Source organism: Streptomyces griseoviridis, assembly GCF_005222485.1.
Classification (GTDB): domain Bacteria; phylum Actinomycetota; class Actinomycetes; order Streptomycetales; family Streptomycetaceae; genus Streptomyces; species Streptomyces hintoniae.
In genome coordinates, this window is sequence record NZ_CP029078.1 from 5,054,366 (window position 1) to 5,068,989 (window position 14,624).

Consider the following 14,624-nt stretch of genomic DNA (forward strand, 5'->3'; position numbering starts at 1 on the left):
CGGCGTCCGGAGGGGCGCGGGCTGGGCCGTGCATGTGCACTCGACCGTGCATGAGCACCTACAGTCCCGGCCTCCCGGCCTCCCGGCCTCCCGGCCTCCCGGCCTCCCGGCCTCCCGGCCTCCCGGCCTCCCGGCCCCAGGTCCACAGTCCGGCACACCGGCCCCATCCTCCATCCCCGTCCCCTCGTTCCCACGTCCCCTCATCCCCCGTCCCGCCATCCCACCGTCCCCTCCCCTAAGGCAGCATCGGATAGCTTCCCGTGTTCGTCGGGGCGTGTTCCGGGAGCCATAGGACTGCCACCGCGCCCTCCGCGGGGACGTGGTCGGGGGCGCCTGCCTGGCAGACGTTGCGGAACGTCAGGCGGGCGCCCAGGACCCGGGCCTGGCCCGCCGCGATGGTCAGGCCGAGGCCGTGGCCGTGGCCCGCGCGGTCCGCGCTGCCGGTGCGGAAGCGGCTCGGGCCGTCCGCGAGGAGGTCGGAGGGGAAACCGGGGCCGTGGTCGCGGACCCGGATGACCCGGCCCTCGACGCTGACCTCGATCGGCGGCCTGCCGTGCCGGGCGGCGTTGGCGAGCAGGTTGATCAGCACCCGCTCCAGCCGGCGCGGGTCGGTCGTCACCATCGACTCGTGCACCACCCGCACCTCGATGTCCGGGTCCTTCGCGATCACCCGGCGGGTCACGAACTCGCCCAGCAGGATGTCCTGGAGTTCCGCCCGCTCGGAGGCGCCGTCGAGGCGGGCCACCTCCAGGACGTCCTCGACGAGGGTGCGCATCGCCTTGGCCCGGTCGAGGACCAGCTCGGTCGGGCGCCCGGGTGGCAGCAGTTCGGCGGCGGTGAGCAGCCCGGTCACCGGGGTGCGCAGCTCGTGCGCGATGTCCGCCGTCACCCGGCGCTCCGCCTCGATGCGCTGCTGGAGGGCGTCCGCCATGGCGTCGACGGCGCGCGCGAGGTCGTCGGTCTCGTCCCTGACGACCCCGCCGATCGCGTCCCGCACCCGGACCTCCGTCTCGCCGCGGGCGACCTGGTTCGCGGCGGCGGCGGCCTTGCGCAGCCGGCGCGAGAGCTGGCCGCCGATCAGCACGCCGAGCGCGCTGCCGCCGAGGACCACCGCGATCGAGCCGATCACCAGGGCCTGGTCGAGATCCTTGAGGATGTCGGTGCTGCGGTCGGTGAACCCGGTGTGCAGGGACAGCACATGGCCGTCCTTGACCGGCACCGCGGCCCAGATGTCGGGCACGCCGCTGGGCCGGTCGGTGACGAACGTCGCCCGCCGCCCCTGCTGCACCTTCGTCTGGAGCGCGGACGGCAGCAGCGGGTCGTCGATCTTCACGTTGGGGAAGTTGGGTCTGCTGGACAGCTCGTAGTTGCGCTGCGCGATCTGGAGGCGCTCGTCGGCGAGGTCGCGGGCGTTGTCGAGCATCGAGACCCGGGCCGCGTTGTGCACGACCAGGCTCAGCGCGACCGCGACCAGCGCGCCGACCAGCGCGATGGCGGCGCTCAGTTTCCACCGCACGCCGGTGCGGATGCCGCTGGTGTCGTCGTGCGCCGGGTTCAGGCGCCGGAGGATCCCCCGCATGTCGTGGTGTCCCCGCTCAGGGCTTCAGCTTGTAACCGAAGCCGCGGACCGTCTCGATGCGGTCCTGGCCGATCTTCGTGCGCAGCCGCTGCACATGGACGTCGACGACCCGGGTGTCCCCGCCCCAGCCGTAGTCCCAGACCCGTTCGAGCAGCTTGTCCCGGGACAGGACGGTGCCGGGCGCCGAGGAGAACTCGAGCAGCAGCCGCATCTCGGTCGGGGTCAGCGCGACCGGCTGCCCGGCCCGCCGCACCTCCATGCCCTCGGTGTCGATCTCCAGCTCGCCGAAGCTCAGCACCCCGCCGTCGGACGCGCCGTCCGGGGTCTCCGCGCGGTCGCCGCCGCCCGCGTGCCCGAAGCGGCGCAGCACGGCGCGGATCCGGGCGACCAGGACGGCGCCGTCGAACGGCTTGGTGACGTAGTCGTCCGCACCCGCTTCGAGGCCGAGCACGACGTCGATGGAGTCGGCGCGCGCCGACAGCATGATCACCGGCACGGTCGAGTCGTCGCGGATGCGCCGGCAGAGGCTGACGCCGTCCAGGCCGGGGACCATCACGTCGAGGAGCGCGATGTCGGGGCGGTCGGCGCGGAACGCCTCCAGGCCGGAGAGGCCGTCGGGCATCGCCGTGACCGCGAAGCCGTCCCGCTCCAGGGCGAGTTGGGTGGCCTCGCGGATGACGTCGTCGTCCTCGACGAACAGGACATGGGTCTGCTCTGCTGCCATCCCGGTGCTCTCAGTTCTCGATGTGTCTTCTGGTCTGGTCAGACCTGATCAGACCAGTTTCGTTCGGACTTGATCCGATCAGGTCTGATCGGATCACAGGCGGGTCGGTCGTCCGATACCAGGGGTCCGTCGTCCGTACATCGGATCGGCGGTCCGATCGGTTCTCCCGGCGGTCCGATCCGTGGTCGGTGCTCAGCCGCCGGTGCCTGTCTTGGGGTCTCCCCCGACGGCGCTGCTGTAGTCGTTGTGGGTGCGGTACTCCTCGGTGAAGCGGCCCGAGCTCCAGCGGTAGGTGATCACGTTCTCGCCGGACGGGCTCGACACCGGGTCGCCCCTCTCGTACACCTGCTTGGTCACCACCAGGTCGCCCCGGTCTATCTCCGCGTAGACCGGCGGTTCCTCGGTCCTGAAGACATTCTCGTACCGGCCGCGGACGTCGCGGTACACATACGAGCCGACTCCCACCGCGTCCCCGCAGGTCAGGACGTTCACCACCACGTCGTCCGCCGGGCCTCCGGTCAGTTCGCCGTAGGAGACGTCGACCGGGTACTCGTCGGCCACACACGGTTTCAGGGCCCGCTTGACGTCCGTCGAGACCGTCGGGTCGTCCTTCACCAGCCGGACCGCGTCGGCCTGGCCGATCGCCGCGGTGGCGGTCGGGGTGGGGGCGACGGCGGCCCCCGCCACCGAGTCGGCGTGCGCGGGTCCCTCGTCGCGGGCGCCGGTGCCGCCGGTCGCGCAGGCGGACGCGAACAGCCCGAGGGCGACGAGCACGGCCACCGCCGTGAACGCCGCCCGCGCCGCACCCCCGCCCGGGGTCTCCGCGTCGGTCAGACCGCGCACCGCTCCCGCTCCTCACGCTCCAGCGCGCGTGCGTCCAGATCGCGGCTCTCCAGCTCCTCCCGGAGCCGGGCGAGCGCCCGGTGCAGCGTGCTCTTGACCGTTCCGGCCGACATGCCGAGGGCGGCGGCCGTCTCCTCCGTGGACATCTGCTCCCAGTGTCGCAGCACGACGACGCTGCGCTGCTTCGGAGCGAGCACCTTCATGATGTCCATGAGGAGCGCGCGGTCGGCGTGCTGGTCGGTGGAGTCGTCCACGCAGGACTCGGGCAGCTGCTCGGTGGGGACCTCCTCCAGCTTCCTCGCCCGCCACCACTCGGTCCGGGTGTTGATCATCACCCGGCGCAGGTAGGCGTCCGCGAGGCGCTTGTCGGCGATGCCGTCCCAGCGGCCGTAGGTCCGCACCAGCGCGGTCTGCAGCAGGTCCTGGGCGTCGACCGGGTCGGGGACCAGACGGCGGGCGCTGCGCAGCAGCGCGTCCTGTCGCGTGCGGACGTACTCCTCGAATCCGAGCACCTCGCCCTGCGCCATCTGAACCGCCTCCCGTTCCCCGTCCCGAACGGCTCGCCGGCCGCCGGTCTCCGCTGTGTCTCCCCGTCGTCCCCGGTCCGCCGGGCACACAAATGAAGCTACGGAGGGGTTGTCACGGCCCTGTGCGAGCGAGCGCGCGGCTGGCACTCGGCTGTCCGTCGGTTGTGTAACGGATGTAGGCGGCGACTAAGGGCGTGGGGTGCCTTGTCCTGGTGTGGGCGTTTTGGGGGAGGGGTGGGGTCGGCCGGCCCGCAACAGAAGGGTCGGCCGACCCGCGACGGAGGGCCGACGGGCTCGCGACAGCAGGACCGACCGATCCGCGACGGAGGGCCGACGGGCTCGCGACAGCAGGACCGACCGATCCGCGACGGAGGGCCGACGGGCTCGCGACAGCAGGACCGACAGGCTCGCGACGGAGGGCCGACGGGCTCGCGGCAGAGGGACCCGCCGGCCCGCACCGGCAGGGCCGGCGGGTCGGGTCAGGCGTGCGGCAGTCGGTACCGGCCGTCCGGCAGCGGCTCGACGAGTCCGTCCGCGACGAGTCCGTCCAGGGCGCGGGCCCGCTGCACCGGCTCGTCCCAGACCTGGTCGAGCGCCGCCTGCGGCACCGGGGTGTGCGCCTCGCGCAGGACGGCGAGGAGCTTGCCGCGGACCTGGCGGTCGGTGCCCGCGTAGGTCTGGCCGCGGCGCGGCGGCCCGTCGTGCGCGGGCTTGCCCGCCAGCCGCCACGCGCACTGCCCGGCGATCGGGCACCGGTGGCAGGTCTCGTTCTTCGCGGTGCAGACCAGGGCGCCGAGTTCCATCGAGGCCGCGGCCCAGCGGGCGGCGGTCCGCTCGTCGTCGGGGAGCAGGGCGCGGGCCAGCTTGCGTTCGGCGGCGGTCGTCGCGTTCGGCGGGTACTGAACGCCCGTCACCGCGCGGGCGAAGACCCGGCGGACGTTGGTGTCGAGCACCGGGTGGCGCTGGCCGTGGGCGAACGACGCGACGGCCGCCGCCGTGTACTCGCCGACGCCCGGCAGGGCGAGGAGCTGGGCGTGGTCGCTGGGTACGTCGCCCCCGTGCCGTTCTGTTATCGCGACGGCTGCGCCGTGCAGCCGCAGGGCGCGGCGCGGGTAGCCGAGCCTGCCCCAGGCGCGGACGGCCTCCCCGGGGGCGTCGGCGGCCAGGTCGGCGGGGCGCGGCCAGCGGCGCAGCCACTGCTCGTACACGGGCAGGACCCGGCTGACGGGGGTCTGCTGGAGCATGAACTCGCTGACCATCACCCCCCAGGGTCCGGCGTCGGGGCGGCGCCAGGGCAGGTCCCTGGCGTTCTCGTCGAACCAGTCGATGACGGGGGAGTGGAGCGACTCGCTGGCGGCGGGGGTGGGTTTCGTGGGCGCAGTCATGGCGGGTTCGATCCTGCCACGGCGGGTGGGTGTCAGGTCGGCGATGCGCCCCGCGGGCGGGCAGCGGGTCGGTCACGGGAGGGGCCGCGGGCGGGGCGCGGTGTCCGATGTGCCCTTGTGATCCAGGTGAGTTGGATGATGATCCGGAAAAGTTGAGGTAGTGGCGGCGGGTGGGGCGGGGTAACGCGCCGATCTCTCGTAGAGTTTGGCGCGTGGGATCTCTGCGCAATCCGGTCGGGCCGCTTCCCTCCTCCATCTACTGGCGACGGAGGGTCCTCCTGCTGTCCGTGATGGCCTTGTTGGCGCTGATCGCCCTCTGGTTCGTGATCTCGGACGGCGGGGGCGGCGGGAACGGCGCGGGCGGGGGCGACGCGAAGAACCCCACGGCGTCGATCACGCCGGGACCCTCCGGATCGGGGCCCGCGATCAGCCAGGCACCGGGCGGCCGGGACGACTCGGGCGGCGGGTCGGGCGGTTCGGGCGGCACCTCGGGCTCCGACGGTTCCTCCGGCTCGGCGGGTGCAGCGGGTTCATCGGGTTCAGCGGGTTCATCGGGTTCCGGCGACACGGGTTCGGGCGGCGACGGCGGTGACGGCTCCGGTGGCTCGGGCGGTTCCGCGGGCTCGGGCGGCAAGGTCGTCGCGGGCGACGCGCTGCCCGCCGGTTCGGCACTGCCCAACTGCGCCTCCGGAGCTGTGCGGTTGAGCCTGCGCAGCGCGCACAACACGTACGCGCCGGGCGAGAAGCCGTCGCTGCTGCTGACCGCGGAGAACACCTCGGGCGCCGACTGCAAGATCGACCTCGGCCCGAAGAACGCGGTCGTGGCGATCAGCGAGTCCGGCAAGAGCGGCGACTACTGGTCCTCCGACGACTGCCCGAAGGGCGCCAGGAGCCTGGTGTTCAAGGTGCCCGCGCACGACGCGGTCACCTACACCGTGAAGTGGGACCTGAAGCCCAGCTCCCCGCAGTGCGCCACCCCGCCGGCCGGGTCCGCGAGGGCGGGCACGTACTTGGTGGAGGCGGAGGCACCCGGCTTCGCCAAGGCGCAGACGTCGTTCGTGATCGAGAAGGACTGACGGCGCGGGGAAGGACTGACGGCGCGGGGAAGGACTGACGGCGCCGGGAAGGACCGACCGCGCCGAGCAGGGCTGATCGCGTCGAGCGGGACCGACCGCACCGGGGGCCGGGCGAGGGCCGCCGGTGACCGGCCGGGCTACACGTACCGTTCGAGGATGGACGACTCCGCCAGCCGGGACAGGCCCTCGCGGACGCTGCGGGCGCGGGCCTCCCCGACGCCGTCGACGGCCTGGAGGTCGTCGACGCTCGCGGCCAGCAGCTTCTGCAGGCCACCGAAGTGCTCGACCAGGCGGTCGATGATCGCGCCGGGCAGCCGCGGCACCTTGGCCAGCAGCCGGAACCCGCGCGGCGAGACCGCGGAGTCGAGCGTCTCGGGCGAACCCGTGTACCCCAACGCGCGGGCCACCGTGGGCAGTTCGAGCAGCTCGGCGTGGCTGAGCGCATCCAGCTCGGAGAGCGCCTCGTCGACCGTGCGGGACCGCTTGGCGGTGGGCTCGGGGACGTAGTCCCGCACCACCAGCTCGCGCTCGGGCTCGACGCCCGCGATGAGTTCGTCGAGCTGGAGGGCCAACAGCCGTCCGTCGGTGCCCAGTTCGACGACGTACTCGGCGATCTCGGTGGCGATCCTGCGGACCATCTCCAGCCGCTGGGCGACCGCGGAGACGTCCCTGACCGTCACCAGGTCCTCGATCTCCAGGGCGGACAGGGTGCCCGCCACCTCGTCGAGCCTGAGCTTGTAGCGCTCCAGGGTGGCCAGGGCCTGGTTGGCCCGGGACAGGATCGCCGCCGAGTCCTCCAGGACCCGGCGCTGGCCGTCCACGTAGAGCGCGATCAGGCGCATCGACTGGGAGACCGAGACGACCGGGAACCCGACCTGTTTGGAGACCCGGTCCGCGGTGCGGTGCCTGGTGCCCGTCTCCTCGGTGGGGATCGTCGGGTCGGGCACCAGCTGGACGCCCGCGCGCAGGATCTTCGAGAGGTCCGAGGAGACGACGATGCCGCCGTCGAGCTTGCACAGCTCACGCAGGCGCGTGGCGGTGAACTCGACGTCCAGCACGAATCCGCCCGTGCACATGGTCTCGACGGTCTTGTCGGAGCCCAGCACGATGAGCCCTCCGGTGTTGCCGCGGAGCACCCGCTCCAGGCCGTCGCGCAGGGCCGTGCCGGGGGCCACGGCGCTCAGTGAGGCGCGCATCATGGCATCGGCACCGGAACTCCCACCGGACTTTCCGGGAGCTGACGCCCGGTCGTTGGCTGCCACTGCACTCCTCCGGCTCGCAGGTTCTGGGCGCTCCCGTTTCGCACGGGATGTTCGTACGGACGGGCGAGACCAGGGCAAAGTCTACCGGCGCCGCTCCTCGTCCTGTGGGGCGTCTCGGCGAGGGGAACGCGGCAGGACCCGCAGGGCGTCTCCCATGTCGGCCACTTCCAGGACCTTCATACCGGCCGGGATCTTCCCCGGATCGCCCGGCACCAGCGCGTGCGTGAAGCCGAGCCGGTGCGCCTCGGCCAGTCTGCGCTGCACTCCCGTGACCCGTCTGACCTCCCCCGCGAGGCCCACCTCGCCGATCGCGACCAGGTTCTTGGGCAGCGGGGTGTCGCTCGCCGCGGAGGCCAGGGCCAGCGCGATGGCGAGGTCCGCGGCCGGTTCCGACAGTTTCACCCCGCCGACCGTCGCCGAGTAGATGTCCCGCTTGCCGAGCGCACTGATCCGGCCACGCTGCTCGAGGACGGCCAGCATCATCGAGACCCGGGACGTCTCGAGGCCCGAGGTGGTGCGGCGCGGGGACGGGATCTGCGAGTCGACAGTGAGCGCCTGCACCTCGGCGACCAGCGGACGGCGGCCCTCCAGGGTGACGGTCAGACAGGTGCCGGGGACCGGTTCGTCACGCCGGGTCAGGAAGAGGCCGCTGGGGTCGGCGAGGCCGACGATGCCTTCGTCGTGCAGCTCGAAGCAGCCGACCTCGTCGGTCGCGCCGTAGCGGTTCTTCACGCCCCGCACCAGGCGCAGCCGGGCGTGCCGGTCGCCCTCGAAGTGCAGGACGACGTCGACCAGGTGCTCCAGCAGGCGCGGGCCCGCGATGGCGCCGTCCTTGGTGACATGGCCCACCAGGAGGGTGGACATGCCGCGCTCCTTGGAGGCGCGGATCAGGGCGCCCGCCACCTCGCGGACCTGCGCCATGCCGCCGGGGGCGCCGTCGATCTCCGGGGAGGCGACCGTCTGCACCGAGTCCAGGATCAGCAGCGACGGCTTCACCGCGTCCAAGTGGCCGAGAACGGCGGCCAGATCCGTCTCGGCGGCGAGGTACAGGTGGTCGTCGACGGCGTGGATGCGGTCGGCGCGCAGCCTGACCTGGCTCGCCGACTCCTCGCCCGTCACGTACAGGGTGCGGTGCTCGGCGCTCGCCGACTTGGCGGCCACGTCGAGCAGCAGCGTCGACTTCCCGACGCCGGGCTCGCCCGCGAGGAGCACCACGGCGCCGGGCACGAGACCGCCGCCGAGCACCCGGTCCAGCTCGGGCACGCCGGTGGAGCGGGCGGTGGCCTGGCGGACGTCGACCTGGCCGATGGGGAGCGCGGAGGTGGTGACGCGCCCCGGTGCGGTGGTGCGGACCGCGGGTGCGCCGTACTCCTCGACCGTCCCCCACGCCTGGCACTCGGGGCAGCGGCCGAGCCACTTCGCCGTCTGCCAGCCGCACTCCGTGCAGCGGTAGGACGGGCGGTCCTTGGTGGTCTTGGTGCGGGCAGCCATGACCGAACCGTAGCCGCACCCACCGACATCGCGGACCGGCCGCCCGTCACGGGCGGCGGCCCGGCGCCCCCGGCCGCCGTCGGCCGCCGTCGGTCCTGAGGCCGGGAGCGACCGCGGCGACGTGTTCCGGCCGGCGAACGGGCCACCGGGGCAGGGCCCGCTGGCGGATTCCAGGTGGCCGGTTCTCGTATGAGGGATCGTTTCACCCGTACGGAGTAAATATGCTTAAGCGGGCAGAAGGTGCCGCTCCGGGCCGCCTACGGTCCATGGATGAGTAGCAGTCCGGAGACCTCGACCCGCGCCGCCGGCGCACACCGGGCGCACCGTGAGGAGCGCGACCGCGGTGCGGCGCGCGCCCTGGCACGGCGACCCCCCACCCCGCACGAGCCGTACCTGGACGGTCTGTTCACCTACTGCCTGTCCGTCCTGTGCGACCACGACGCGGCCACCGCCGCCCTCGCCGACGTCCTCGCGCTCGCCGACCGGCGGCGCGGGCCCGACGCCCCGGGCGACCGCCGCGCCTGGCTGTACGCGCTGGCCCGCTGGGCCTGTCTGCGCGGGCTCACCGAGGCCAGGCGGAGACGCCAGGGCGGCCACGCGTCGGGCCGCACGCCCCCCGCGCGGCCGGCCCCGCCCGCCCCGGCCCCCGGCCGAACCGCGGCCGACGTCCAGGGCGCCCCCGGCGCCGTTCCTGCCGCCGCCGTTCTTGGCGACGGCGGCTCACTCGACGACGAGCGCCGCCGCGAGCTGGCCCTCCTCGCCTGGCCCGAGGCCGCGGGCACCACCCCCGAGCAGCGCGAGGCCCTCGAACTGGCCGTCCGCCACCACCTCGCCGTCCACGAGGTCGCCGCCGTCCTCGGCCGTGACCCCGCCGCCGCCCGCGACCTGCTCGCCTCCGCCGCCTGCGAGGTCGAACGCACCCGCGCCGCCCTCCTCGTCGTCGAGACCGGCGGCTGCCCCGGCGTCAGCAGGCTCACCGGCGACCGGCAGCTGGTGCTGAGCCCGGTGCTGCGCAGGGAACTGGTCCGGCACGTCGACGACTGCCCGCGCTGCCGTCGCGGCGCCGAACGCGCCCAGCCGGCCGGCTGGCCGGGCGCCGGTGTCACCCCCGCCCAGCTGCCCGTGCTGTCCGCGCCCCGCGCCGCCCTGCACACCGCGCTCGCCCACTCCGCCCGCGCCAGGGGCGCCGCCCTGCCCCGCTTCGACCGGCGCGGCTTCCCGATGGACCCCAAGGACCGCGCCGCCCGCCGCGACCGCATCCGCGCGCGTGCCGTCACCACGACCGTCGTCGCCACCGTCGTCGCCGCCCCGGTGCTCGCCCTGTGGGCCGCCTACCGCGGCGGGCCCGCCGACGACGGCGCCGACGCCCGCGCCACCAGCGCCAGCGAGGCGCGCGACCCCGACAGCCTGAACGGCGAGGCGGCCGGCGGCTACGAGAACACCGGCAACGCCGCGGCGGGCCCCGGGAACTCCTTCCGCGAGGGCGCCGACCCGGACGTCTCCGTCGAGGTCATCGGCGTCGGCGGCACCGGCGCCAAGGGCGCGGGCCGGCTCGACGTGCGCGCGAGCGGCGGCGGCGCCACCACCCTCGTCACCCTCACCGCGTCCGGCTCCGCGCCGGTGCGCTGGTCCGCCGCCACCACGGCGCCCTGGCTGCGGCTCAGCCGCGCCTCCGGGACCCTGGCCCCCGGCGAGTCGTCGACGATCCAGGTGCGGGCGGACCCGCTGCGCGAGCCGTCCGGCGCCTGGAGCGCGCACATCGCCATCGCCCCGGCCGGCGCCGTCGTCTCCATCGACGGCCACGGCCCCGCCCCCAGCCCCACAGGACCGGCCCCGAGCGCCTCGCCCTCCACCCGGCCCACGCCCGGCCCGTCGGCCACCCCGTCAGGGCGGCCCAGCCCGAGCGGCACCCCGCCCACCTCGCCCGAGCCGACCCCGACCGGCACCGCGCCCACCGACCCGGGCTCGTCACCACCGCCGGGCGGCGGTCCGAGCCCGTCCACGTCGTGAGGCGGGCCGGGCGTCAGGCCCGCGGCTCCACGGGGTCCGCCGGGTGCGGGGCCACCATCGGAAGCTGCGACGCCAGGCGCCGCTCGCACAGCTCGACCAGCCGGTCGTAGCCCGCCTTGCCCATCAGCTCGGTCAGCTCCGGCCGGTACGACACGTACACCGGGTCGCCCGCGCCGTGCGCCGACGTCGCCGACGTGCACCACCAGTGCAGGTCGTGGCCGCCTGGACCCCAGCCCCTGCGGTCGTACTCGCCGATCGACACCTGGAGCACCCGGGTGTCGTCGGGCCGGTCGATCCAGTCGTAGGTGCGCCGCACCGGCAGCTGCCAGCACACGTCCGGCTTGGTCTCCAGCGGCTCCCGGCCCTCCTTCAGGGCCAGGATGTGCAGCGAGCAGCCCGCGCCGCCCGCGAAACCCGGCCGGTTCTGGAAGACGCACGACCCCTGGAAGGGCCGGGTCTGACGGTCGCCGTCCTCGTCCTCCGAGATCCAGCCGTTCGCCGTGCCCTCGGCGTGGTGCTGCCAGATGTCAGGGGTGAGCCTGGCCACGAACCCGGCGACCCGCTGCTCGTCCTCCTCGTCGGAGAAGTGCGCGCCGAGCGAGCAGCAGCCGTCGTCCGCGCGGCCCGCCTGGATGCCCTGGCAGCCGCTGCCGAAGACGCAGTTCCAGCGCGAGGTCAGCCAGGTCAGATCGCACCGGAAGACCTGGTCGTCGTCGGCGGGGTCGGGGAACTCCACCCACGCGCGCGCGAAGTCGAGCCCCTTCTCGTCGGCCCGCAGGGCCTTCTTCGACATCATGGTCGGCTTCACCGGCACCTGGCGCGACGTGTCCTTCTTGTCTGCCTTGCGCGGGTTCTGGTCCTTCGCCTTTTTCGTCTTTGGCACGCGTCCAGGGTAAGTGGCCCCCGCCCCTTCCGGGACCTGGCGCGAGGCGGGAGCACAGCCCCGCTGGCAGTAGCGTTTGGGCCCATGAGACTCGGTGTCCTCGACGTGGGATCGAACACGGTGCATCTGCTGGTGGTGGACGCGCATCCCGGCGCGCGCCCGCTGCCCGCCCACTCGCACAAGGCGGAGCTGCGGCTGGCCCAACTCCTCGACGAGGACGGCGCGATCGGCACCGAGGGCGTCGACCGGCTGATCGCCACCGTCCAGGACGCCCTGCAGGCCGCGGAGGACAAGGGCGTCGAGGATCTGCTGCCGTTCGCGACCTCCGCCGTCCGCGAGGCGACCAACGCCGACGAGGTCCTCGCCCGCGTCCAGGCCGCCACCGGCGTCGAACTGCACGTCCTCACCGGCACCGAGGAAGCCAGGCTCACCTTCCTCGCCGCCCGCCGCTGGTACGGCTGGTCGGCCGGGAAACTCCTCGTCCTGGACATCGGCGGCGGCTCCCTGGAGATCGGTTTCGGCCTCGACGAGCAGCCCGACGCGGCCGTCTCGCTGCCGCTCGGCGCGGGCCGCCTCACCGCGGCCTGGCTGCCGGGCGACCCGCCGGGCGCCGACGCGACACGGGCCCTGCGCCGCCATGTGCGCGCCCAGATCGCCCGCACCATCAGCGAGTTCACCCGCCTCGGCGCCCCCGACCACGTGGTCGCCACCTCCAAGACGTTCAAACAGCTGGCCCGTATAGCGGGCGCCGCCCGCTCCACCGACGGCATCTACGCCCAGCGCGAGCTGAAGCGGGAGTCGCTCGAGGCGTGGGTGCCGAGGCTCGCCGCGATGACGTCGGCCCAGCGCGCCGAACTCCCCGGCGTCTCGGAGGGCAGGGCGAGCCAGCTCCTGGCCGGCGCGCTGGTGGCCGAGGCCACGATGGACCTGTTCGGCGTGGAGACCCTGGAGGTCTGCCCCTGGGCGCTCAGGGAGGGCGTGATCCTGCGCCGCCTCGACCACATGGGATCGACGACGCCCTGAGCCGCGCGGACGCCTCGACGACGCGGACGCCTCCACACAGCCCCGTCCGTCCGGCCGCCCTACCGGGTCCGTCCGACCGCGTCCGTAGGGACCGCGTCCGTGGGGACCGCTCCCCTCGGGACCGCCTCCGCCGAGACCTCCCCGGTGCGGCCGGAACCCGTCCGTGGCGAAGCCCACAAGCGGCCTGAGCCGCCCGGTGACCGCACCCGCACCCCGTAACCTGTCCCTCATGGCAGAGCCAGTCGTACGGATCCCGGACGCGAAGGTCGCCCTGTCGACAGCTTCCGTGTACCCGGAGTCGACGGCGACGGCCTTCGAGATCGCCGCGCGCCTCGGCTACGACGGGGTCGAGGTCATGGTGTGGACCGACCCGGTCAGCCAGGACATCGACGCGCTGCGCAGGCTCAGCGACTACCACCGGGTCCCGATCCTCGCCGTGCACGCCCCCTGCCTGCTCATCACCCAGCGGGTCTGGTCGACCGACCCCTGGATCAAGCTCCAGCGGGCCCGCGCGGCGGCCGAGCGGCTCGGCGCGAGCACCGTCGTCGTCCACCCGCCGTTCCGCTGGCAGCGGCAGTACGCGAAGGACTTCGTCACCGGCGTCTGGCGGATGGCGGACGAGACGGACGTGCGGTTCGCCGTCGAGAACATGTACCCGTGGCGCTACCGGGACCGCGAGATGCTCGCCTACGCGCCCGACTGGGACGTCACCAAGGACGACTACCGGCACTTCACGATCGACCTCAGCCACACCGCGACCGCCCGCACCGACGCGATGCACATGATCGACCGGATGGGTGACCGCCTCGGCCATGTCCACCTCGCCGACGGCAACGGCTCCAACAAGGACGAGCACCTGGTGCCGGGACGCGGCAGCCAGCCCTGCGCCGAGCTGCTGGAGCGGCTCGCGCTCGGCGGCTTCGACGGGCATGTGGTGATCGAGGTCAACACCCGGCGCGCGATGTCCGGCGCCGAACGCGAGGCCGACCTCGCGGAGGCGCTGGCCTTCACCCGCCTCCACCTGGCGTCCGCCGTGCAGGTGCCGCGCCGGTGACCGAGGCCGCCGCCAGGCGCCGCGGCCGCCGCACCCGCACGGAGTCCGCCTCCACCCGCGACCGCATCCTCGCCGTGGCCCGCGAGGAGTTCTCCGCGCGCGGGTACGAGAAGACGTCCGTGCGGGGCGTCGCGAAGGCCGCCGGGGTGGACCCGGCGCTGGTCCACCACTACTTCGGCACCAAGGACCAGATCTTCGAGGCGGCCGTCGAGGACGCCGTCGCGCCGGTCCTGCACGCCCCCGACGCGGTCGCCGACGGGCCGCTCGACGATGTCGGCGAGCGCCTGACCCGCTTCATGTTCGGCGTCTGGGAGAACCCGGTCACCAGGACCCCGCTGCTGGCGATCGTCCGCTCCGCCGTCGACAACGAGGCCGCCGCCTCAGTCTTCCGGCGGCTCGTCGTCTCCCAGCTGCTCGGCAGGGTGGCGGGCCGGCTCGGGCGGCCGGACGGCGAACTCCGCGTCGAACTGGCCGCCGCCCAGCTCGTCGGGTGCGCGATGCTGCGGTACGTGATCCAGGTGGAGCCGCTGGCCTCGGTGGACGTCGAGCAGATCATCGCCCGGGTCGCGCCGGTCGTGCAGGGGCATCTGACCGGGCCCTGAGCACGTCACGGGGTGTCCTGACCGGGCTCTGCGCACGTCACGGGGGTGCCTGACCGGGCCCTGAGCGCGTCACGGGGGTGCCTGACCGGGCTCTGTGCACGTCACGGGGGCATCTGACCGGGCCCTGGGAGCGTCCTGAGCGGGCCTCGGGAGGTCTCCGAGCGT

The 14,624-nt window shown here is 73.9% G+C and carries 13 protein-coding genes; 5 read left to right on the top strand and 8 right to left on the bottom strand.

From position 1 onward, the window contains the following. Window positions 1-235: 235 nt before the first annotated feature. The 5 genes from cseC to DDJ31_RS21790 form a co-directional block, all read right to left on the bottom strand. The gene (gene cseC, locus DDJ31_RS21770; RefSeq protein WP_127178657.1) at window positions 236-1,579 is read right to left on the bottom strand and encodes a two-component system sensor histidine kinase CseC; all 1,344 of its coding nucleotides are present in this window, start codon (window positions 1,577-1,579) and stop codon (window positions 236-238) included. A gap of 16 nt (window positions 1,580-1,595) precedes the next feature. After that, window positions 1,596-2,303, bottom strand: a complete 708-nt coding sequence (gene cseB, locus DDJ31_RS21775) for a two-component system response regulator CseB (RefSeq protein ID WP_127178656.1) — start codon at window positions 2,301-2,303, stop codon at window positions 1,596-1,598. 192 nt (window positions 2,304-2,495) lie between these two features. Continuing rightward, complete coding sequence (locus DDJ31_RS21780; RefSeq protein ID WP_127178655.1) at window positions 2,496-3,146, bottom strand: hypothetical protein; 651 nt, start codon at window positions 3,144-3,146, stop codon at window positions 2,496-2,498. After that, window positions 3,134-3,673: a SigE family RNA polymerase sigma factor gene (locus DDJ31_RS21785; protein WP_093832828.1), complete on the bottom strand. Its 540-nt coding sequence runs from the start codon at window positions 3,671-3,673 to the stop codon at window positions 3,134-3,136. The genes DDJ31_RS21780 and DDJ31_RS21785 overlap by 13 nt, the downstream gene beginning before the upstream one ends. A 479-nt stretch (window positions 3,674-4,152) precedes the next feature. Then, on the bottom strand, window positions 4,153-5,058 hold the full coding sequence (locus DDJ31_RS21790; RefSeq protein WP_171480870.1) for an A/G-specific adenine glycosylase: 906 nt from the start codon (window positions 5,056-5,058) through the stop codon (window positions 4,153-4,155). A gap of 212 nt (window positions 5,059-5,270) precedes the next feature. On the opposite strand from DDJ31_RS21790, the gene DDJ31_RS21795 reads away from it, so the two are divergent. Then, on the top strand, window positions 5,271-6,134 hold the full coding sequence (locus DDJ31_RS21795) for a hypothetical protein (protein WP_127178654.1): 864 nt from the start codon (window positions 5,271-5,273) through the stop codon (window positions 6,132-6,134). A gap of 137 nt (window positions 6,135-6,271) precedes the next feature. Here the strand turns inward: DDJ31_RS21795 and disA are convergent, their stop codons facing one another. Then, window positions 6,272-7,396, bottom strand: a complete 1,125-nt coding sequence (gene disA / locus DDJ31_RS21800) for a DNA integrity scanning diadenylate cyclase DisA (protein ID WP_093833934.1) — start codon at window positions 7,394-7,396, stop codon at window positions 6,272-6,274. Between the two features lie 81 nt (window positions 7,397-7,477). Then, window positions 7,478-8,887 (bottom strand): DNA repair protein RadA, encoded by a 1,410-nt coding sequence (gene radA / locus DDJ31_RS21805; protein ID WP_127178653.1) that lies wholly within the window; start codon window positions 8,885-8,887, stop codon window positions 7,478-7,480. Window positions 8,888-9,157: 270 nt separating this feature from the next. Here radA and DDJ31_RS21810 point away from each other — a divergent pair, with 270 nt between their 5' ends. After that, entirely contained in the window at window positions 9,158-10,897 is a 1,740-nt protein-coding gene (locus DDJ31_RS21810; protein ID WP_171480871.1) for a BACON domain-containing protein, read from the top strand. A gap of 13 nt (window positions 10,898-10,910) precedes the next feature. Here DDJ31_RS21810 and DDJ31_RS21815 read toward each other — a convergent pair whose 3' ends face one another. Beyond that, on the bottom strand, window positions 10,911-11,780 hold the full coding sequence (locus tag DDJ31_RS21815) for a hypothetical protein (RefSeq protein ID WP_127178652.1): 870 nt from the start codon (window positions 11,778-11,780) through the stop codon (window positions 10,911-10,913). An 84-nt stretch (window positions 11,781-11,864) separates the two neighbouring features. Here DDJ31_RS21815 and DDJ31_RS21820 point away from each other — a divergent pair, with 84 nt between their 5' ends. The 3 genes from DDJ31_RS21820 to DDJ31_RS21830 all read left to right on the top strand — a co-directional run bounded on the left by DDJ31_RS21820 (window position 11,865) and on the right by DDJ31_RS21830 (window position 14,459). Beyond that, window positions 11,865-12,803, top strand: a complete 939-nt coding sequence (locus DDJ31_RS21820) for a Ppx/GppA phosphatase family protein (RefSeq protein WP_127178651.1) — start codon at window positions 11,865-11,867, stop codon at window positions 12,801-12,803. A 229-nt stretch (window positions 12,804-13,032) separates the two neighbouring features. Beyond that, a complete protein-coding gene (locus DDJ31_RS21825; protein WP_127178650.1) occupies window positions 13,033-13,857 on the top strand; it encodes a sugar phosphate isomerase/epimerase family protein in 825 nt (274 codons plus the stop codon). Further along, window positions 13,854-14,459 (top strand): TetR family transcriptional regulator, encoded by a 606-nt coding sequence (locus tag DDJ31_RS21830; protein ID WP_127178649.1) that lies wholly within the window; start codon window positions 13,854-13,856, stop codon window positions 14,457-14,459. The genes DDJ31_RS21825 and DDJ31_RS21830 overlap by 4 nt, the downstream gene beginning before the upstream one ends. The last annotated feature ends 165 nt before the right edge of the window (window positions 14,460-14,624 follow it).

Excerpts from the sequence above, each read along its gene's own strand:
- cseC (WP_127178657.1), bottom strand. The coding sequence starts at position 1,579 with ATGCGGGGGATCCTCCGGCGCCTGAACCCGGCGCACGACGACACCAGC.
- DDJ31_RS21820 (WP_127178651.1), top strand. The coding sequence starts at position 11,865 with ATGAGACTCGGTGTCCTCGACGTGGGATCGAACACGGTGCATCTGCTG.
- cseB (WP_127178656.1), bottom strand. The coding sequence starts at position 2,303 with ATGGCAGCAGAGCAGACCCATGTCCTGTTCGTCGAGGACGACGACGTC.
- DDJ31_RS21790 (WP_171480870.1), bottom strand. The coding sequence starts at position 5,058 with ATGACTGCGCCCACGAAACCCACCCCCGCCGCCAGCGAGTCGCTCCAC.
- DDJ31_RS21785 (WP_093832828.1), bottom strand. The coding sequence starts at position 3,673 with ATGGCGCAGGGCGAGGTGCTCGGATTCGAGGAGTACGTCCGCACGCGA.
- DDJ31_RS21810 (WP_171480871.1), top strand. The coding sequence starts at position 9,158 with ATGAGTAGCAGTCCGGAGACCTCGACCCGCGCCGCCGGCGCACACCGG.
- radA (WP_127178653.1), bottom strand. The coding sequence starts at position 8,887 with ATGGCTGCCCGCACCAAGACCACCAAGGACCGCCCGTCCTACCGCTGC.
- DDJ31_RS21825 (WP_127178650.1), top strand. The coding sequence starts at position 13,033 with ATGGCAGAGCCAGTCGTACGGATCCCGGACGCGAAGGTCGCCCTGTCG.